This is a genomic window from Paenibacillus sp. GP183 (assembly GCF_900104695.1).
Lineage (GTDB): Bacteria > Bacillota > Bacilli > Paenibacillales > NBRC-103111 > Paenibacillus_AI.
Genome location: NZ_FNSW01000001.1, coordinates 4,263,178 through 4,283,505 on the forward strand (window position 1 = coordinate 4,263,178; position 20,328 = coordinate 4,283,505).

Genomic DNA, 20,328 nt, shown 5'->3' on the forward strand with positions numbered 1-20,328 from the left:
TATGATTGAAGTTGTCCAAGTAAAAAGTGTCTGACATGGATAAAAATGGGAGAAAGGCTATTGAGTTTACTCAATAGCCTTTCTCCGTTCACTGTTGATCCCCGTAAGTCAATCCATCATTATGGATTTATAAAGGATCGATGCCACTTCGGATCTTTTGGCTGGTCTGTTTGGAGCAAAACTTCCGTCCTCATACCCATCCACCAAACCTTTGGTGGCAGCGGATCGCACATAGTTCACCGCCCAATTAGGAATGGCATTCTGATCGGTATATGTTAAGGAATAATTAGAGGTGACAGGAAGATGAAATCCTTTTGCCAAAATAGCGACGATCTCGGTACGAGAAATCGGCTGGTTTGGACGAAGTGAGCCATCTTCATAACCATCGATCAGACCGGCCTGCACAGCTGTCTGAACGGATTGGGTGGCCCAATTGGGAATTTGATTATTATCCTTGAAGGAGGAAAGATTGGCAGAGACAGGCTTTAAACCCAAGGCGTTCGCTGCCATATTAATAAATTCCGCACGGGTAATATTGCGATCTGGTTTAAACTCGTTATTTTCATAACCATTAATAATGTTCATTTGGTGTAACATGGTCACTGGCTCAAAAGCCCAGTCAAAACTGGGAACGTCGGCAAAAGGTGCGGCTTGCATCAACAATTCATCCTTGGCCAGGAAACGAATTGGGCTGGATTTATCGTAAGAATTCAAAAGCTTGATATCCTTTTTAATGTTTTCCGAATTTACTATGATTCCTTCGGATGGGTACTGGATATCAAGATTCTTGTTCTGATTCCAGATTTGATTCCGTATGGTCAGGTTTAAATCTGCTTGATTGGAACTGCCGCTTTGCTGCGTAGTTTCGTTCGGTAGTTTGAAATAGATGTTGGTCTCGTTTTGGGAGATTTGGTTATCTTTATCTATCCATAAATCTAGCGAAAGCTTAGCGTCAAATCCGCTTGCTTTCAAATCCGCTACATTCGAAGCTTTGATTTGCTTTGCCATATCGGATAGATTATTTTTGATCCCGGCCAAATCCACTGCTCCCTGAGCTCCTCCAAGGGTCGGAAGCAATGACGGAAGGTCTTTCAATCCTTCAAATCGGCTTAAATTATCAAGCGTATATGCGGCCATATCCATTGCTTCCTGCATGTCAAGGCTAATCCGGATGTGGGTTGTATCCAAGACGCTTCCATTGGGGAGTGTAACCTTTTCTGAACCTATTTTTTCAAGATGCTGTGCATTATAATCATATTGATTTATGAAAGCTTTCAGTATTTGTTTTATTTTCTCGCTTGCCATGCTGTCTGGAGCATTTGCGGCTTGGGAGGGAAGAGCCAAAAATTTCTTATCCACGGAAGACTTCAGATATAGCCCATTTCCTTTCATGTATAAATCAAATGAAGGAGCTGTTTGGTAAGGCCATAATTCGCTGCCAAGAATAGAAGCAGGGTTGTTTGCTGAAATGACCGTGTGTGATTCCTGTGCATTTTTTTGGAGAGTATCGATGACGATCCCCTCTTTTAAAATATCTAAAACTGGCTTGATTTTTTCATCCATTGGAACAGCCGGAAAATGACCGGATAATGAAATGTTCGTTTTGGACTCATAAGAAGACAAATCCATCGTTTTCTTAAACGATTCGGCAACAAGTAACGCGTTTGGTGAACATCCTGTGAGAACAAGAAGAACAGCCAATAGAATAAAACTTAATTTTTTCATTTTTTCCCCTTCAATCAAATATATTATCTTGTCCATACGATTTATATCATATGACCATTTTAAAATCTATTTGTAAATGTTGGGCAAAAATAATTTTTTTGCCGTTTGCACCCTGACATAATGTTGTCAGGGTGCATGGTCTAATATAAGTAGTGTAAGCAAGATAAACATCACCCACCATTCGAGGAGGAAAATCAAATGACTACTTCAAATCAAATTTCAAACGCGGTAATAGCAGAAATTCAACCGTTTCGTATCGCCGTCGCGCAAGCAGAACTGGATGATCTCCAATATCGTCTGTCCAAGACGAGGTGGCCGGATGCATTAAGGGGAGCAGGCTGGAAATACGGCGTTTCGCTGGATTATGTGAAAGAATTGGCATCCTACTGGCAGAACGAGTACGATTGGCGTAAACACGAAGCACGTCTGAACGAATTCCCTCAGTTCACTACAATAGTTGATGGTGCCCAAGTACATTTCCTGCATGTCCGCTCGCCCGAACCAGACGCATTTCCTCTGCTGCTGACTCACGCCTGGCCTAGTTCGATCGTCGAGTTCATGGAGTTAATCGGTCCGCTCAGCGATCCGCGCAATCATGGCGGCGATCCGGCTAACGCATTCCATCTCATCATCCCTTCCGTGCCAGGGTTCGGATTCTCCGGCTCAGCCCTTGAACCCGGATGGAATATTGCTCGTATTGCGAAAGCATGGGATACATTAATGAAACGTTTGGGATATGAAGAATACGGTGCACACGGCAGCGACTGCGGTGCGCTTGTGTCCCGGGAGCTGGGCATACAGAAGCCGGAGGGCCTTCGCGGCGTCCACGTACTGCAGCTATTCTCCTTTCCTTCCGGCGATCCGGCAGAGATGGCAGACCTATCTGAAGATGATCAAAAGCGCCTTCAATTCCTTGCAAACTTCCATGAACGGGCAGGCTTCAATTCGATCCAGTCGACCCGGCCACAGACGCTCTCATATGGTCTTGCGGACTCTCCTGTGGGGCAGCTCGCTTGGATTGCCGAGTTGTTTAACGGCTTCGGTGACCATGTGGATTTCATTGACCGGGATGCATTGTTGACGAACGTTACCCTGTATTGGTTGACCAATACGGCAGAATCCTCCGCCCTCCTGTATTACGAGAATGCTCATAACCACGAACAAGCACCGCAAGGACCGAATACGATCCCGACAGGTCTGGCAGTGTTCGGACATGATTTCAAATCGATGAAGCGCTTTGCACAGCGCGATAACACGAACATTGTGCAATGGTCGGAGTTTGAACGGGGTACCCATTTTGCTGCGATGGATGCGCCGGATCTTCTGGCTCCGGACATTCAAGCTTTCTTCCGCAGTTTCCGCTAAGCTAAGTAAAGAAGATCGATAAAAAGGATGGGGGGCTGTAAGCATGAATGCAGTAAAAAAGACGCGAAACAAAGGATCTGCAACCGGAGAAGAACCAGCCACAGTACTAAGTTCTCGCGTCTTGAATCGTGCACTGCTTGCAAGGCAAATGCTGCTGAGCCGTGTGAAGCTTCCGGTCTTGGAGGTCATCGAGAATCTGGTCGGTATGCAGGCGCAAGCCCCGAACGCCCCTTACTTCGGTATGTGGTCTCGGCTGGAAGGCTTTCAGCAAGAAGAACTGTCCCGGCTTGTCCGGGAAAGGAAGGTTGTGCGTATGGCTCTGATGCGTTCGACCCTCCACTTGGTCTCTGCCCGCGATGCTCTGCAGCTGCGCCCGTGGCTGCAGGCCGTCATGGACCGCAGCCTGAACGGCACCTATGGAAAGCACCTCAAGGGGGTAGACCTTGAGGCGCTTGCTGCTGCCGGCCGGGAACTGGTTGAAAGCGAGCCTCTGACTTTCAGCGAATTAGGCAAGCGTCTACGCGAACAATGGCCCGATCTTAGTTCGGAGGCTATTGCGGCTGCGATTCGGAATTTGGTACCGCTTGTGCAAGTACCGCCGCGGGGGATGTGGGGAGAAAGCGGCCAGGCTGCACATACATCGGTGGAAGCATGGCTCGGTAAGCCTCTGTGCTCCCAGCCTGAAGCGAAGAGCATTATCAGGCGTTATTTGGCCGCATTCGGTCCGGCAACTGTCAAGGACATTCAGACGTGGTCAGGACTTTCGCGCGTGAGCGAAGTCATCGAGTCACTTCGTCCACAGCTAGTTACATTCCTGGACGAACGGGGCTCGGAATTATTCGACCTTCCCGAAGCTCCGCGGCCGGATGCCGACACGCCGTCTGCGCCTCGATTCCTTGGTGAGTTCGACAATATGCTCTTATCTTATGCGGACCGCAGTCGAATCATTGATGAGACATACCGCAGTCGGGTATTCACCGCGAACGGGATCATCCGATCGACTATACTCATCGACGGCTTCGTCGCTGGAACCTGGAAGCTGAAGCGTGAACGGGGGAGAGTAACTTTGTACATAGAGCCCTTCATTAGACTCTCCAAACAAGAAATCAACGCCCTAACGGCGGAAGGAGCCCGACTGCTTCATTTTGCTGAAGCAGAGGCTCATTCCCATGACGTTATTGTTAATTCACCAGAGGGGTAAAGAAGGCTCCAGCCATTTGAGTGTAGAATATAATAAAGTCTAATTATGCACAATCGCAGGATTCTCGGTTTGGAGGACCTCCCCATGAAGCTGGATCGCTTGCTCGCAATTACGATGACACTGTTAAATCAACCGCGCGTCAGCGCTACAGAACTAGCCAAGCGCTTTGAGGTTTCTTTGCGAACTATCTATCGCGACATGGAAGCTATCAATCAAGCTGGAATTCCTATTGTTTCATTCGCTGGATCGGATGGAGGGTATGAAATCATGTCAGGCTATCGCTTGGACAAACAAGTCTTATCCCTGGAAGACTTTTCGTCGATCATCTCAGCCTTGCGCGGTGTGCGCTCCGCGACGGATCATTCCGAAATCGACGGATTATTAGAAAGAATAGGCGCCTTGATGCCTGCTCAAGCGAAAGCTGTAGATCAAGTTTATGTGGATCTCGATTTCCAACCGACACCTAATGATAAAGAACATATCGGGCCCATGCATCAGGCGATCAAAGATTTGCAATTAGTTCGATTTACTTATTTAGACAACAAAGGAATTGAAGCCGAACGCACGATGGAACCGATGAGCCTTTTCCTGAAAGGCTTTGTCTGGTATGTATACGGTTACTGCCTGACCCGAATGGATATTCGTGTGTTTCGGCTGTCCCGGATGAGTCGGCTGAAGATTTTGCCGGAAACATTTGTCCGTCGGGATTATACGCTGCAAGATGTCGAACAACAATTCATGAGCAAAGCCGATTTTATGAAAGTGAAGGCGGTTCTACAGTTTCAACCGGAAGTGAAAACCCGGGTTCGCGATGAGTTCGGTTTCGACCAAGTCATCGTGAACCCGAACGGAACCTTATCGTTGACCACGCATTTTTCATCTACGGAACGAGCGATCCAGAAAATTCTGAGCTACGGCAGTCAGGTGACGGTGACTGAACCTCCCGAATTGATAAAAGAGCTGCAACGTCACATTCTGAATATGGCTGAGCTCTATAAGCTTTGATTTTATGTCTTACCTCTGACCAGATTGGTGAAAAGCCCCTAATTTATGAATGACATGACAGGTGCTTTTAATGCCGTTTAAGAAATAATCGACACCGATGTTTTCATTCGGAGAATGATTGGCTTCGTCAAAATTGGCATAAGGGACGACGATGGATGGTAATCCCAACGTTTTGGTCCACATATAATCGGGCAAGCTTCCTCCCATACTGGGTTGAACAATCGGAATTTGCTCATGGGCTTCACCTACCGCTTTAATTACAACCTGCACAAGCTCATGTTCGGCAGATGTTCTTGACGGACTTACCGCGCCCATAAACTTCACTTCGATATCCGGAGCAACTTTCTTCACATGATTGCAAAATTTTTCAAAAATATCTTGAGGGTCCTGATCCGCCACCAACCGAATATCCATTTTGACTGTTGCTTTGGAAGGGATGATGGTTTTGGTTCCTTCTCCCGTGTAGCCGCTGTGTATCCCGCAAATATTGAATGTAGGCTCCATGGTTAGTTTGCGGTAATAGGTGCCTCCATCCATATTCAAACCCTCATAACCGATCAGCTTGGCAACTTGATCCCGATCAAAGGGCATTTCGTTCAGCAGTTGGGTATCTTTTTCTGAGATAGGCAGTATATGGTCGTAGAAGCCTTCGATCAGCACCCGGCCATGCTCATCCCTCATCGTTCGAAACAGATCCATCAGCTTCCAAACCGGGTTAGGCACAATGTTGCCTTTATTGCCGGAATGGTTATCCCAGTCTGCGCCTTTAGCTATCAGCTCCAACTTGAGCACCCCGCGAACACCCAATAAAATCAAAGGTCTGCCGCTATCATGGGATGGTCCGTCGGACGTATAGACAAGGTCGGTTTTAAGAAGCTCACTGTTTTCCTGAATGAAAGCCGGAAGATTGGCGCTGCTCTGCTCTTCCTCGCCTTCGAAAATAAATTTAATATTAATCGGAAGCTCTCCGAAAGCGTCCAGGTACGTCTTGACGGCAAGAAGCTGCGCCATCAGCTGCCCTTTGTTATCTCCCGCACCCCGTGCATATATTTTGTTGTTACGGATTGTCGGTTCAAAAGGTGGAGACAGCCACTCATCCAAAGGGTCTGGAGGCTGCACATCATAGTGCCCGTAAATGAGAACGGAAAATGCGTCCTTGTCTTTTATCATTTCGCCGTAAATGACTGGATGGCCTTTTGTTTCCATCAACCGTGTTTTAATTCCGATACCTTCCATCATTTCTCGCAATAAGTCTGCGCATTCCCGGATCCCGATATTTTGCGTGCTGATGCTTTTTTGCCGCAGAATGGTAAACAATTGTTCCAAATACTGTTCTTTTCGTTCCGCGATTAGTTCATTCACTTTGGCTAAGCTCATAAGTTACACTTCCTTATTAAGATTGGTATGAGTGGGGGTTTCAACCCTGTCCATACTAATCTTAACACGGAAGTGCATCCTCAACCATTATAAAACCTCTATAATATAGATTTACGTTTAGCTTCGTTTGAACGATGTCAAATCACGATGGCCATGGGGAACCCGCGCCGGTTTCACAGAAACTGGCGAGGCTGGTCAGAAAGTGACCCCAGCCGCGTGAACAATCTCCAAAACACTTGGCGTGACGCACTTAAGATACAGCGTTCGGAAATAAATGACTGCACCATGACCTATTCAGGGAGTTGTAGTTGACTGATAGTTAATGACTAGCTGCCTTCTTCAGTTCAGGTTGAATACCACCCTTCAACTTTAACAGCGGAACGAGAATCGCCACGGCCGCGAGGATGAATAAACCTGCGATCACGTACACCGGAACAAGCGAGAACGTGTTCTTAATCAAGCCTGAAAGCATCATCGTAACAACCATTGAACCCGTAAACAGCGGAGTCAGAATGCCGTTTACCCGGCCGATGAACGATTGCTCTGTATTTTGCAGCATCAACGTATTGATTCCGATATTTATACATGGAAAAACGAGCCCGCTGATGAACTGTAGCCCAAGCGTCACCAAGTAATCTGTAGAAATCCCCATGGCGATTACCGTCAAGCTGATAACTGCCATGCTGAACGTCAGATGCTTCGGTGATACTTTACTCGAGAAGCTCATAGCCAGCACACCGCCAATAATCATCCCTACGCCATTGATCAATGCGAACCACTGCAAATAATCCTCCGGCTTCCCAAGCCGCTCCGTAATGAGGAAGATGCCCATCGGCTGAATAAGACCAAGCCTAGCCCTACAGCAATGTATCCGCCGCCGAGTTTACGGAGTATAGAGCTGTTCTGTATATAGCGGAACCCCGCCTTAATGTCTTCCAGCACATGCAACAGTTGTCGCTCCCCTTTGTCTCGACGATCACGTGGAAGGAAGGCCAGCGAAGCAGCCGAGAACAGAAAGGCAACGCCCATAATGCCGATTGCCGTCTTGATGCCGTAGCTCTGGTAAACGAACATGCCGACGATCGGTCCGAAAATCATAAATACCGCGAACAACGTCTGATACACCGACATACCCTTTTGTACTAGATGTTCAGGCACATGCAGCTTGAACAGCTTCAAGCCCGCGGGTTGCGAGAACTGAGATAATATTGTCGACACTAGCGTCGCGAAAAATACGACTTTCCACGAACCGTACATCATTGCAAAAAGAATCGCGAGAATGGAAACCGCACTTAACAGGTCGCAGCTCACCATTGTCCTTTTCGGCCGGAAAATACGAAGATCGGCGCATACTCCGCGACGGAGATCAGCGAAACGGCGAACGCGTCGTCATTTGTCATTTTTTTGACGAAAAGTAGAATGGCGATATTTCGCACCCAAATACCGATTTGCAAAAACAACGTGGACATCAAAATCGCTTGCACGAACCGGTTGCTTAGCAGTGAAGATGCCGAAGCAGGTTGATTGTCTGTCATGAATCTCACCCTTTCTATTACTATTCCCTATAAACTTTACAAGACAATCCGCTCTTCAGAAAGGTTCGCCAGCATGAAAGATCCCTCCATCCTGAGACTGATTCCCCTTATTCCGGTTGCAAAAATACACTTTACTCATAAAACAGCAAAAAAACCATTGTGACAGTTCATCACAATGGTTTTTTGACTGTAATTGTACAACTATTCAGTAGCTACCGATTGATCGGCTTGTAGTCCAACCGGAGCTATACGCACAAAGTTGGTTTCCAGGTCGCCGAGCAATGCTTCAATCTTCGCCGCTGCTTCAGCTTGACCGGATTCTACCAGCTCAGCATGATATGCGGTTAGCAGCTCGTTCAGATCTTTCTTGCTTTGAGCCCCGATAGGCTCAATCTTAACTTTGGCGCCTTTGGCGATACGGCGTTCGATGGCTCCCTGATCGAGCCCCATCTCAGGCACCAGGCGTTGATAGATCACGCCTCCTGTCATACCTGCGCAGATCCAGGGACCTGGATCCCCGAGGACAACGGCACGGCCGTTCGTCATGTACTCAAAGGCGAAGCCTTTGAGATTAGCGCGTGCGGCCAAGCCGCCAAGCTCATCCTTAAGCGGCGTAGTGATTTCGCCGCCAAATACGACATCCGCACCGGAGAAGCGGATGCAGGCCCGGGTATCGGCGTTCCCCTGGATCAGGAACAAGCCCTTCTGCGCGCCGTAACCGAAGGATTTGCCGACGCTTCCGTTGATGTAGGCATTGTTTTTGCCAGGAGATTTCAGGATCGCAACCTTGCCGCCAAGTGACATTTTGGCCACTCCGTCTTCTGCGCCACCGTGAACGGTAATGTTAACTCCACGGGCGTTAAACGCGCCTAATCCGATACCAGGCACTGAGCCATCCAGCAGCTGCAAGGATACAGGAGGAAGCTCATCGTAGCTGCCGTCAAAACGATCTCTTACACGATGGCTCGAATAACGACTGCCGAGAATACGAGTTTCGGCGTCAACTCTGGACCAACGGCGGTCGATGGCAGCATGCATAGACAAAGTATCAGGGAAGAATTCTTGCCCTTCTGCGCCTGCTGCAATTCTGATATCCGAAGAGGCGACCCCAATTGCTTTTGCATAATCAGAAGGAACAATAAACTGCAAGGGAGCCGGACGTAAAATATCGCTTAAGTCGATTCGATCCAAATGGCTGACTTGCTGCAGCAGATCCGAGCGGCCAACCAGCTCTTGTGCGCTTTTGAATCCAAGCTCAGCAACAATCTCACAAATTTCTTCACCCATTGCGCTGAATAAACGAACCAGGCTGTCGACAGCCAGATCAAATTCGCGCGGTACAAAGCGTCGAAGACCTTTTTCCTCGGCTTCTTCCATGGAATCGATTTGGGTTGCAATCCCAACATGGCATGTATCCAGATGGCAGCCGCGGCAAGTTGTACAACCGATCGCTTGCATCGAAATACTGCCGAAACCGCAGCGGTTTGCCCCAAGCATGATCATTTTCACGACATCTGCGCCGGACTTCAAACCGCCGTCAGACCACAGCTCTACTTGGTGGCGAAGCCCAGCTTCAATCAATGCTACGTGTGCAAGCTTCGTACCAATTTCGGTGGGAAGACCAACGTGAGTCAAGGAGTGGACACGTGCAGCTCCCGTACCGCCATCAAAACCGGATAAAGTTATGATATCCGCCCCTGCTTTGGCAACACCGACGGCAATGGTCCCTATTCCAGGTACAACAGGTACTTTCACGATGATTTGCGCTTTGCGGCCGCTGGCCTCTTTGAGCTCGGAAATGATTTGCGCCAAATCCTCAATGGAATAAATATCATGATTATTCGAAGGAGAAATCAAATCTGAACCAATAGTTGCATTACGGGCAGCAGCGATCTTGGCTGTGACCTTTGATCCTGGCAGATGTCCGCCTTCGCCCGGCTTTGCGCCTTGCCCGATTTTGATCTCAAGGAAAGCTACGGCATTAGCCAGCTCCACGTTGATACCAAATCGTCCGGAAGCGACCTGCGCTCCGCGAGTTCTTTTGTATCGGCCAAGCATATCTTTAATCTCTCCGCCTTCACCGTTCATGGTTACCATGTTCAGGCGTTCGCCTGCTTCGGCATAAGCGCGGAAAGCTGTTTCGTTTTGCGAACCAAACGACATCGAGGAAATCAGCATCGGCAAATCGTGCTTGCCGACAGTAATATCTACCTCTGAAGGTTGCAGGGGACCGCGTCCTTCCGTATGGGCCTTCTCATAATTGAAATCGGCGACGTGACGGATCGAGACCGGATTTTTCTTCTCTTCCTCACGCAGCTTGTCACGATAATCGTTGTAAGGAGCCGTTCCTGCAGCTGCCTCGGTAAGAGACTTCCATATACGCTGAAAGAATCGGAAGTTGCGGGCTGCTTTTGCTTTTGGGTTCGCATAGTCAACATAACGAGCTTCCGCATCCGCCTCAAGATTGGCAAAGCCTGTTCCTGCTTTTTCGCTGCCCAAGTAATTGACGATATCCAGAACCTCGGCCACTTCCGGATGGAAGCCGATTGAGGAGAAGAAGCGTGTATATCCGCGCAGTTCATGTGTACCGATGGTGGAGATGACTTTTTCCAGACCCTTGGTCAGCGCCATATAAACTTTACGAGCCGCTGCAGGGGAGCCTTCTTTGTCTGAAGCTGTTGCAAACAGAAGGTAGGGGGAAATCACATCCGCACCCAGGCCGCAGGCAACTGCGATATCATGCAGACTGCGAATCGCAGCGGAACGAAGCACTAAAGTAACTTGACGGCGAAGGTTATCGCCAAAGCCTAATTTTTCAGCACGAAGGGCTATGTCGATTTTGGAAACAGCCAGATGCGGATCGATCCACAGTCTGTCATTTTGGTGGGCTTCCGCATCATCCAGCACCAGCAGGGAAGCTCCGCCACGAACAGCAGAAACAGCGGCTGCAGCTAAGGCATCAAGTCCTTGACGAAGTGAGGTGCCTCTGGTAAAAGTAGCCGACAAAGTAACCACATGACCTTCGCCCTCAGCCTTGAATCTCAAAAGCAGCTGCTCAAGAGAAGGTTGTGAAAGATGCTCTTCACTATCTGTTCCTTCGGATCCTTCCAATACTAATGGAGTAAGCAGCTCCAAACGAAGCTTGGCATCCACTTGTCCGTATACGGCTGGACGAGGTCCGACAATGACACGTGTTGAGAAATGCTCCATCTCACGGTCTCGGTCAATCGCAGGATTGGTGACAACAGCTACGCTTTCTTTAATAAAATCAGGCACATTCTGACGTTCTCCATTCAGCGCTGCGTGCGGACCGTCATGACCAAGGGAACGGATAGGCTCAGCGCCAGTCTCAGACATGGTTTCGATCATTTGAATGCCTTCCCGATCCCATCCGAATGCACTGTACAATGGATCTGTAACAGCTATAGTCTCATTTTTAAAGTCGGCTTCACCCAGGGAAGCTGGATTCAAGAAGCGGCGTAAGCCAACAAAATTAATGCGCCCTTTGGTACGTTCCAGCACGGTGTTTTGAACGGCATGGTAAGGAATGACTTGAACATGCTCACCGGGAGTCAGCACGACACCGATTTTCTCACCCGGAGCTATGGACTTGGGATCAGCTACCATTTCATCGACCGTAATGACGCCTTGCTCGGAAGAGAAGTAAAGCGATGATTCGCTTTCAACCATCCAAAGCGGACGAAGTCCGAGTGCGTCGACGCTGAATATACATTCATTGCCGTATCGCGACACGAGTCCTGCAGGACCCTGCGCGTAATGGCCCCATACCTGACGATAGTATACATATAAGTCCTGCAGCTCCGGACGGAACTGCTTCATTTCATTAATGATGGGAGGGAACACCATTTCCATCGCTTCAAACAAGCTAAGTCCAAAACGGTGAATAAATGTCTCGATCGTCCGGTTCATATCCTGCGAGTCACTGCCGCCGTCAACCAGCGGAACGCCGACCATATCGGCTTCGATACGCATTTTTTTAACCGTATTGATTTCACCGTTGTGACCGAGCAAGGAAAAAGGCTGTACACGAAAAAAGCTAGATAGTGTGTTAGTGGAGTAACGGTTATGTCCGATCGTAACCTGAGCCGCAAATAACGGATCGCGTGTATCGTTAAAATACTTCGGCAAAATGCTGGCAGCACCCATCACTTTATAAGCCGCAGTTACGTTGCTGAGTGAGGCTACATGTACATGGTATCTGGCCTCGATGGAAACATGCAGCTCAAAAAGATGATCTGCCGTATTCACTTCCTGCTTATCGCAAAGAGCGGCAATCTGCCAGAAGGTAGGCTCGTCATTCAGCCCGTTCAGACCGAGCACACGATTATCGACTTGGTTTTCTTGCTCCATAAGAATAGAAACCCCGAAGTTTTGGAAAAGACCGCGGATTCCCTCCTGCATCTGCCCAGCTGTAAGGTCGAGCTTGCGCGGAACAAAAATATGGGCAACCGAGAAACGCGGGTCATAAGCAAGCTTGCTGTCTAACCCTGCTTCCGTAAGCTTCTTTGCCCAAAGAGCTCTGGGAATGTCAGTTAAAATCCCGCAGCCATCGCCTTCTCCATTAATAAAGCCTGAACGATGCTCCATTTTAACAAGGGCATTTATCGTTTTCTGAATATTATCACGGGATGGATGGCCATCTTTTTCAATAATACAAATTATGCCGCAGCTATCGTGTTCGGTTTCCAGCAAATTCTGAAAACGGCCTTCATTACGCATCACATTATTCATTACCGGGTCAGTAGACTGACCGTTCACCTCCATTACAAAGTCGATTTTAAAGTATTGTCCCATATCCGAATGAAGACAAACAAGAGCAAAACCGAATTATACAAATAATATGCATAAAAATGCAAAGACGATGAATAATTGAATCATACGTCCAGCTTTACTCTCTCGGAAACGCCAACTTTCCACCTTTGATAGTTTAGGGGCAAAGCGGATAGGAAGGCGGGGAATGGAACAAAATCACCCCAAATATTTATGAAAAAAGCTGAATAAATAACAGAAAAATTAAAAAGGGTAAAAGTAACTTTAGGATAACATGAAAAGATGCCCCCTACAATAGACCATAGCTAAAAAGAATAATGTAAGCGTTGCCTAATTGCATATTGGTGAATAAAACCAATTTCTTCAAGGAATGTCAAGCATGAAAACGCGAACAAACTATCATCCCTACGAGGAGATAGTTCGTTTATGGCACTTTAAATGATAGAGAAAAGCTGAAAAGTTCAAATGTTAAAAAGTTAAAAATTAAAAAACCCTAACGGACATTGCTTTAAATGATCGGTCTACGGCATCGAGTGTTTGCGCAATGTCGTCCTCGGTGTGGGCGATGGTGAGGAACCACGCCTCGTACTTGGAAGGCGCCAGGCAGATGCCTTCCTCCAGCATGAGACGGAAGAACTGCGCGAAGCGCTCGCCGTCCGTGTCCTGGGCTTCTGCGTAATCCGTCACCGGATGGCCGCAGAAGTGGGTCGAGAAGGCACCGCCAATGCGGTTCACCGTCAGGCTGATGCCATGACGGGCCGCCGCGTCGGCGACGCCTTCGGCCAGGGCCCCGCCAAGCCGTTCCAGCTTGGCGTAAACCTCAGCCTGCTGCAGCACCTGCAGGCAGGCGATGCCGGCACTGATCGAGGCGGGATTCCCCGCCATCGTGCCGGCTTGATAAGCAGGTCCCAGCGGGGCGACCTGCTCCATCACGGCCTTGCGGCCCCCGTAGGCCCCAATCGGCAGTCCACCGCCGATGATTTTGCCCAGGGCCGTAAGGTCCGGCTCGATCGCGGCGAAGCGCGCCGCCGCGATCTGCCCAGCTGGCGCACCCGCGCCAGAGTGATCTCCCTCCGCCAGAGGGAGACCGGCATAGGTCTGTGCCGCTCCGTAATGGAAGCGGAACGCCGTAATGACCTCGTCGTAGATGACGAGGGCTCCGTGCTGATGAGCAGCCGCGCACAACTGCTCAAGGTAGCCGGTATGGGGCATGACCATGCCGAAGTTGCCGACGATGGGCTCGACCATCACAGCGGCGATCTCTTCGCCATAGCGGGTAAGCGCGGCTTTCAGTGCCAGAATGTCGTTGAACGGCACGGTAATGACCTCTTGCGCGATGCTGACCGGCACGCCGGCGCTGTCCGGCGTGCCCAGTGTCGACGGGCCGGAGCCTGCGGCGACGAGCACCAGATCCGAGTGGCCGTGGTAGCAACCGGCAAACTTAATGATCTTCGTGCGTCCCGTGAACGCGCGGGCGACGCGGATCGTCGTCATCACGGCCTCCGTGCCGGAGTTGACGAAGCGGACCTTGTCGAGCGAAGGGATCGCTCCCTTAAGCATCTTGGCGAACTCGATCTCGAGTTCGGTGGGGGTGCCGTACAATGTGCCGTTCTGTGCGGCACGGCAAATGGCTTCAGTCACGTGGGGGTGAGCGTGACCTGTAATGACAGGGCCGTATGCCGCCAAATAATCAATGAAGCGATTGCCGTCCGCATCCCAGATATAGGCGCCATTCGCTCGTTTCATAAAGACGGGAGCTCCGCCGCCAACGGCTTTAAAAGAGCGGGAGGGGCTGTTAACCCCCCCGACTATATGCCGCAAGGCTTCTTCATATAACTGTTCCGATGTCTTACGCTTCATGTGTATGTTCTTCCTTCTTGAGTTAGGGGTATAGGTCCCGATTTAATTTTTCACAGCTTTCGGAATAGCGCGAGGAGTTGGAGACGGGCTGGCTCCAGAATCGGCAATATTACCTTCCAGCAGATTCTTCACATAGAGCTGAAGCTTGTTCTTATTGGTTGTGATGACCTCAGCCCCGCGGATCGTTTTGACATCCAGCAGCTCGGTAGGAGGCATCTGGGCGCTTACAATTCCGTCGGATTTGGCCTCAAAGCCAAGCGAGACGAGCTTCAGCATGTTATTAATGCTCAAATTGGTTTCAATATAAGGATCGATCGCATTCAAAATTCTCGGCAGCTTTACGATAGAGGACGTGGTTTGCAGCTTGGACGCTACAGCTTTAAGAAAATTACGCTGGCGCTCTGTCCTTGTAAAATCGGACATGGCATCGTGACGAAACCTTACATATTGAAGTGCTGTTTTCCCATCGAGATGCTGCATGCCTTTTTTGAGATTGATATCATACAGGTGATTGTCTTCAGAATCGCTCCATTTCATATCCTTTTCAACTTCAAAATCAATACCGCCAATTGAATCAACAAGGGCCATAAAGCCCTTGAAATCGGTATAAACGTAATATTGAATCGGTATACCTAACAGATCACTGACGGTTTTCATCGCTAAATTAGGACCGCCTGTGGTGATAGCGGCATTGATTCGATCCTCACCATTATCGGGAATCTTTACATATGTATCTCTTAAAATAGAAAATAAATGTGCTTTTTTACTGACGGGATCCATGGAAGCGACCATGATGCTGTCCGAGCGGGGAAGTTCACTGGGATCAAGTCCTCGCGAATCTCCGCCGAGAAGCAGGACATTGACACGCTGCTGGCCTTCCCATTTGGGAGGGATATAGGACTTACCCACTTCACTGACAGCCTTGTTGGTTAAAACACGACCTCCGCCTTTGTCGGAAATATGAGCTGCAAAATTATAAAAAGAATAGGTATAATAGCCGCCTACACCAAGTATTAAAACCCCGAAGACAAGCAAAATCCATTTTAACTTTGTCATTGCCTGTGCTCCTTCCGGTCGGGTATCATATAGATTAACGTTTACTTCATAAGTATAATTGCAGGGAAAGCGCTATAGCAAGTTAATGGTCGAATCATGGCCCATTCTGTAGGAGGATACTATGCTTGCAATCGATGTGAAACAACTCCGCAAGGAATTCAAGGTGCAGCAAAGCCGCGGCGGCTTGAAGGGCGCTATTCAAGATTTATTTCGCCGGGAATATAAGGAAATAAGAGCCGTCAAGGACATCAGCTTTCAAATTCCCAAAGGGGAAATATGCGGTTATATCGGAGAAAATGGGGCAGGCAAGTCGACGACGATCAAAATGCTTACAGGCATTCTCGTCCCCACCTCCGGAGAAATTCACGTGAACGGCTTCGTCCCATATAAAGACAGGGAAAACTTCGTTTCCGGGATCGGCGTCGTTTTTGGACAGCGCAGCCAGCTTTGGTGGGATATCGGTGTGATTGAATCGTTTCAGCTGCTGAAAAAGGTGTACCGCGTTTCGGAAAAGGATTTTAAAGAGCGTTTGGATGAACTTGTGGAGCGGCTTCAGCTGCAAGATCTGCTTGCAAGTCCGGTACGCAAACTGAGTCTAGGTCAACGGATGCGCTGTGAGCTGGCGGCATCGCTGCTGCATAACCCGTCCATCCTGTTCCTCGACGAGCCGACGATTGGATTGGATATTATGTTAAAACGGAAATTCGCGAATTCCTCAAATCGCTTAACCGTCGCTATGAAACAACCATTTTGCTTACGACCCATGATCTTCAGGATATTGAGGCGCTATGCTCGCGGGTCATTATGCTAGACGATGGACGCATCATTTACGACGGAAGCCTGGAAGAGCTCAAAACAAAATGGGGCAAGGGCAAGGAAGTGTTCCTTCAATTTGAGCAAGCCGTCACCTTGTTCCGTCTTCAGGAGCTTACCACTGGTCTAGAGGTGGCATGGGAGTTGGAAAATGAGCTTACTGCTAAAGTTTTCATTCCGCAAAATCGGGCGAACGTTTCTGAAGTTCTAAGCCGTGTCGTCGGCGTTTTGGACATTCAGGATATCAAGATTGTAGAAACTCAAACGGATGATATCGTTCGCGAGATTTATAAATCCGGTTCAGCTGAAGCTCGGCAGTCACTGGATGATTTGGAAACGGAGGCAGCGGCCGCTCATGCTTAGCGCTTATCTGGAACTAATCCGTATGAGATTTCTTATGATGCTCGCTTATCGTGTGAATTATTACAGCGGAATTCTTATCTATGCTTTGAATATTGGCTCGTACTACTTTTTGTGGAAAGCTATTTTCGGAGCTCAAGAATCCATCGGCGGTTTGTCTTTAGCCCAAATGACAACGTATATCGTCGTCTCTTGGATGAGCAGAGCTTTTTACTTTAACAACCTGGATCGCGAGATCGCCAATGAAATTCGGGATGGGAGCGTAGCTATTCAATTCATCCGACCCTACAACTATGTGATAGTGAAGATCATGCAAGGTCTCGGGGAAGGCTTGTTCCGCTTGCTGCTCTTCATGGCACCTGGAATGGTTGTTGTGTCGCTGCTGTTTCCGGTTCAGCTCCCAATGGAGCCTTCCAGATGGCTGGTTTATCTCGTCATGCTGCTGTTTAGCTTTTTGATCAACTCTCAGATCAATATCATCACAGGCCTTTTTGCCTTCTTTCTTGAAAATAACGAGGGCCTCATGCGCATGAAACGCGTGGCAGTCGACCTTTTTTCCGGGCTGATTATCCCGATTTCTTTATTCCCGGGCTGGTCGGCCAAGGTGCTTGAGTTTCTGCCGTTTCAAGCTATTACTTTTTTGCCGGGTTCTGTATTCACCGGACAAGTAACCGGTTCTGCAGTCTATTCGGTGATGGGGATTCAAGCGGCCTGGTTTGCTGCGTTGATCATTCCAATCTACTGGCTTTGGACCAAAGCCCGGACACGATTATTCGTGCAGGGAGGGTAATGAATGTTCTATCTGTCACTAATGATCGATTACCTGAAAAACTATTTCAAAACGCGCCTCACCTACCGTTCTGATTTTTGGATAGAGGTATTTTCCGATTTAATGTTCAGCGGACTCAATCTGTTCTTTATTCTCGTTGTTTTTGAACAAACTCCGCTGCTGGGCGATTGGAATAGGGCCCAAATTTTATTCATCTATGGCTACTTTATGATTCCGTATGGCTTGTTTAATACTTTTTTTAATTTGTGGGCATTTAGCGAACGTTACATTATAAAAGGGGAAATGGACCGGATTTTAACGCGTCCGGCTTATAATCTTTGGCAGTTGATCCTGGAAAATATGGACCCGGCTTCCTTATTCAGTTCCTTGGCTGGAGCCATCGTGATGGTCTATTCTTGGTTAAGCCTCGATTTAACCTTGCATTGGTATGATCCATTCATGTTTATCCTGTTTGTGATAGGATCTATCCTGGTCTATGCCGGTTTAAATATTGCCATTACAGCCTTGTCTTTTTTCACGGACGCACCAACTGGTATTTCATCTATGCTGTTCAACATTCAGAACTACGGGCGTTATCCGGTTACAATCTATAATAAACTGCTTAGAGGTATCTTAACGTGGATTCTGCCCTTTGCTTTTGTTGGATTTTATCCATCAGCTTACTTCCTTGACCCGAAGAATTGGACGGGCTTCGCGCTATTAACACCCGTGATTGGCGTTGTATTTACAGCCATTGGCTTAACGGTCTGGAATGTCGGTGTCAAGCGTTACCGCGGCGCGGGCTCCTGAATGACACAATGAACTAAGGAGGGCAACGAATGGTTCAAACCTTATTAGGGCAAGCGGCCCCCAAATTTACATTGCCAGCTTCCAATGGGAACCAGGTTTCCCTTAAGGATTACCGCGGCAAGAAGCTGGTGATCTACTTTTACCCTACGGATATGACCCCAACCTGCACGCAGCAATCCTGCGATTTTCGGGATTTCAATGGCCAATTTGCCTCGAACGGCACCGAAGTGATTGGAATCAGCCCCGATGGACTGCAATCCCATGACAAATTTATCGCTATGTACGAGCTGCCATTCTTGCTGCTTTCCGATCCTGAACATAAAGTCGCAGAGAAGTACGGTGTATGGACGCTGAAAAAATTGTACGGCAGAGAGTATATGGGTATCGAACGTTCTACCTTTCTAATCGATGAAAAAGGCCGGATTGCCAAAGAATGGCGAAAAGTGAGGCTTAAGAATCATGTTCAACAAGTATTGAATGCCGTGAAGGAACTTGGCTGAAGAGATTGAAATCTTTGAGATTGAATTGTTGGTCTATAACTCCATATCTCCCCCATATATTCTATTAGCAGTCAAACTGATAGAACAGGCGGGGAGATCCGGTATGGATAGTTTTGGAATTGCTTCTTTGATCATGTGCTTAAGCTTTTGTCTAACTTTTATTCCGCCTCAGCAAACACTAGCTGAACTATCTCCCTCCAGTTTGACCAACTCCATTATTACCGATCCCAATCTTTCCAAACCGGAAGAAAAAACGAAACAGGAAGAGGCTTCCAAGCAAGAAGAGATATCCAAGCAAAAAGAAAGATCCAAGCAAGAAGAGATCTATCAGCTGCTACTTAAAGGGAAAATACCCCATTCCATCGTTACTAATTATCAAACACCTGAAGAACCTACCGTGTATCTGACCTTTGATGACGGTCCAAGCAAGCTGACATGGAGTGTTCTCGATATTTTAAAAGATGAAGAGGTCAAAGGGACTTTCTTTATGGTCGGCGAACAGGCGCAATCTTACCCGGATTTAGTAAAAAGAGTTGTGAGAGAAGGCCATGCCATTGGAAACCACTCTTACAATCATGTTTATAAGGAACTTTATGAGGACTATGACGGCTTTTGGAAGCAAATCAAGCAAAACGAGCAAATCCTATTTCATTTGTCAGGCTCTTATTCGCGATTGCTCCGCGCCCCTGGCGGCACTTCAACTAATTTCGATGCTTTTTATTTTTATTACCTGGAGCAGGCCGGTTATATCGTGATGGACTGGAATGTGGACTGTGGAGATTCCGCACGAAGAAATGTGCCTGCGAGTGAGATCATTCAAAACGTCAAGAAAGCGCCCCTCCGCCACGAAATGAACGTTCTCATCCATGACGGAAGCGGGCATCATTCATCCGTTCAGGCGTTGAAGGAGATTATTCGGTATTTTAAAAACAATGGATATACGTTTGCACCGCTTTCCTCAGAGGTTAAACCCATGCAATTTCCGGTGGCTGCAACCAAATGGAAACGAGATGTGAGCTTTGCCCGTTTTTTGGAATTTGACACGGATACTCGTGCTTATGCATCGGTTTTTAGCCAAACCCATATTCTATCGGAATAAGGTGCAGGCTCAATGTCTAAAATACTAGACGGCTGGAAAAACTAGAAGCAAACCTATTAAAG

The 20,328-nt window shown here is 48.1% G+C and carries 12 protein-coding genes and 2 pseudogenes; 8 read left to right on the plus strand and 6 right to left on the minus strand.

Annotated elements, in window-relative coordinates; translation table 11 throughout:
* Window positions 1-108: 108 nt before the first annotated feature.
* On the minus strand, window positions 109-1,563 hold the full coding sequence (locus BLV33_RS21035; protein WP_171909235.1) for an S-layer homology domain-containing protein: 1,455 nt from the start codon (window positions 1,561-1,563) through the stop codon (window positions 109-111).
* Window positions 1,564-1,923: 360 nt separating this feature from the next.
* On the opposite strand from BLV33_RS21035, the gene BLV33_RS21040 reads away from it, so the two are divergent.
* The 3 genes from BLV33_RS21040 to BLV33_RS21050 all read left to right on the plus strand — a co-directional run bounded on the left by BLV33_RS21040 (window position 1,924) and on the right by BLV33_RS21050 (window position 5,296).
* Window positions 1,924-3,090: an epoxide hydrolase family protein gene (locus BLV33_RS21040; protein WP_090796360.1), complete on the plus strand. Its 1,167-nt coding sequence runs from the start codon at window positions 1,924-1,926 to the stop codon at window positions 3,088-3,090.
* A gap of 43 nt (window positions 3,091-3,133) precedes the next feature.
* The gene (locus BLV33_RS21045) at window positions 3,134-4,291 is read left to right on the plus strand and encodes a winged helix DNA-binding domain-containing protein (protein ID WP_090796363.1); all 1,158 of its coding nucleotides are present in this window, start codon (window positions 3,134-3,136) and stop codon (window positions 4,289-4,291) included.
* 84 nt (window positions 4,292-4,375) lie between these two features.
* Entirely contained in the window at window positions 4,376-5,296 is a 921-nt protein-coding gene (locus tag BLV33_RS21050) for a helix-turn-helix transcriptional regulator (RefSeq protein ID WP_090796367.1), read from the plus strand.
* Between the two features lie 9 nt (window positions 5,297-5,305).
* Here BLV33_RS21050 and BLV33_RS21055 read toward each other — a convergent pair whose 3' ends face one another.
* From BLV33_RS21055 to BLV33_RS21075, 5 genes and pseudogenes are all read right to left on the minus strand, one after another.
* The gene (locus tag BLV33_RS21055; RefSeq protein WP_090796372.1) at window positions 5,306-6,673 is read right to left on the minus strand and encodes a M20/M25/M40 family metallo-hydrolase; all 1,368 of its coding nucleotides are present in this window, start codon (window positions 6,671-6,673) and stop codon (window positions 5,306-5,308) included.
* Between the two features lie 319 nt (window positions 6,674-6,992).
* Window positions 6,993-8,208, minus strand: a pseudogene (locus BLV33_RS21060) (MFS transporter).
* 201 nt (window positions 8,209-8,409) lie between these two features.
* Window positions 8,410-12,948, minus strand: coding sequence for a glutamate synthase-related protein (locus BLV33_RS21065; protein WP_090799114.1), 4,539 nt, complete (start codon window positions 12,946-12,948; stop codon window positions 8,410-8,412).
* Window positions 12,949-13,482: 534 nt separating this feature from the next.
* On the minus strand, window positions 13,483-14,859 hold the full coding sequence (locus tag BLV33_RS21070; RefSeq protein ID WP_090796376.1) for a glutamate-1-semialdehyde 2,1-aminomutase: 1,377 nt from the start codon (window positions 14,857-14,859) through the stop codon (window positions 13,483-13,485).
* Window positions 14,860-14,901: 42 nt separating this feature from the next.
* Entirely contained in the window at window positions 14,902-15,915 is a 1,014-nt protein-coding gene (locus BLV33_RS21075) for an LCP family protein (protein WP_090796378.1), read from the minus strand.
* Window positions 15,916-16,036: 121 nt separating this feature from the next.
* Between BLV33_RS21075 and BLV33_RS21080 the strand changes: the two are divergent.
* From BLV33_RS21080 to BLV33_RS21100, 5 genes and pseudogenes are all read left to right on the plus strand, one after another.
* Window positions 16,037-17,091: pseudogene (locus tag BLV33_RS21080) on the plus strand (ABC transporter ATP-binding protein).
* A complete protein-coding gene (locus tag BLV33_RS21085; RefSeq protein WP_090796381.1) occupies window positions 17,084-17,878 on the plus strand; it encodes an ABC transporter permease in 795 nt (264 codons plus the stop codon). Before BLV33_RS21080 ends, BLV33_RS21085 begins: the two are co-directional and overlap by 8 nt.
* Window positions 17,879-17,881: 3 nt before the next feature.
* Entirely contained in the window at window positions 17,882-18,667 is a 786-nt protein-coding gene (locus tag BLV33_RS21090) for an ABC transporter permease (RefSeq protein WP_090796385.1), read from the plus strand.
* 29 nt (window positions 18,668-18,696) lie between these two features.
* Window positions 18,697-19,167: a thioredoxin-dependent thiol peroxidase gene (gene bcp, locus BLV33_RS21095; RefSeq protein WP_090796388.1), complete on the plus strand. Its 471-nt coding sequence runs from the start codon at window positions 18,697-18,699 to the stop codon at window positions 19,165-19,167.
* 103 nt (window positions 19,168-19,270) lie between these two features.
* A complete protein-coding gene (locus tag BLV33_RS21100; RefSeq protein WP_090796391.1) occupies window positions 19,271-20,266 on the plus strand; it encodes a polysaccharide deacetylase family protein in 996 nt (331 codons plus the stop codon).
* Window positions 20,267-20,328: the final 62 nt, after the last annotated feature.

Excerpts from the sequence above, each read along its gene's own strand:
- BLV33_RS21035 (WP_171909235.1), bottom strand. The coding sequence starts at position 1,563 with ATGGATGAAAAAATCAAGCCAGTTTTAGATATTTTAAAAGAGGGGATC.
- BLV33_RS21040 (WP_090796360.1), top strand. The coding sequence starts at position 1,924 with ATGACTACTTCAAATCAAATTTCAAACGCGGTAATAGCAGAAATTCAA.
- BLV33_RS21045 (WP_090796363.1), top strand. The coding sequence starts at position 3,134 with ATGAATGCAGTAAAAAAGACGCGAAACAAAGGATCTGCAACCGGAGAA.
- BLV33_RS21050 (WP_090796367.1), top strand. The coding sequence starts at position 4,376 with ATGAAGCTGGATCGCTTGCTCGCAATTACGATGACACTGTTAAATCAA.
- BLV33_RS21055 (WP_090796372.1), bottom strand. The coding sequence starts at position 6,673 with ATGAGCTTAGCCAAAGTGAATGAACTAATCGCGGAACGAAAAGAACAG.
- BLV33_RS21065 (WP_090799114.1), bottom strand. The coding sequence starts at position 12,948 with ATGCGTAATGAAGGCCGTTTTCAGAATTTGCTGGAAACCGAACACGAT.
- BLV33_RS21070 (WP_090796376.1), bottom strand. The coding sequence starts at position 14,859 with ATGAAGCGTAAGACATCGGAACAGTTATATGAAGAAGCCTTGCGGCAT.
- BLV33_RS21075 (WP_090796378.1), bottom strand. The coding sequence starts at position 15,915 with ATGACAAAGTTAAAATGGATTTTGCTTGTCTTCGGGGTTTTAATACTT.
- BLV33_RS21085 (WP_090796381.1), top strand. The coding sequence starts at position 17,084 with ATGCTTAGCGCTTATCTGGAACTAATCCGTATGAGATTTCTTATGATG.
- BLV33_RS21090 (WP_090796385.1), top strand. The coding sequence starts at position 17,882 with ATGTTCTATCTGTCACTAATGATCGATTACCTGAAAAACTATTTCAAA.
- bcp (WP_090796388.1), top strand. The coding sequence starts at position 18,697 with ATGGTTCAAACCTTATTAGGGCAAGCGGCCCCCAAATTTACATTGCCA.
- BLV33_RS21100 (WP_090796391.1), top strand. The coding sequence starts at position 19,271 with ATGGATAGTTTTGGAATTGCTTCTTTGATCATGTGCTTAAGCTTTTGT.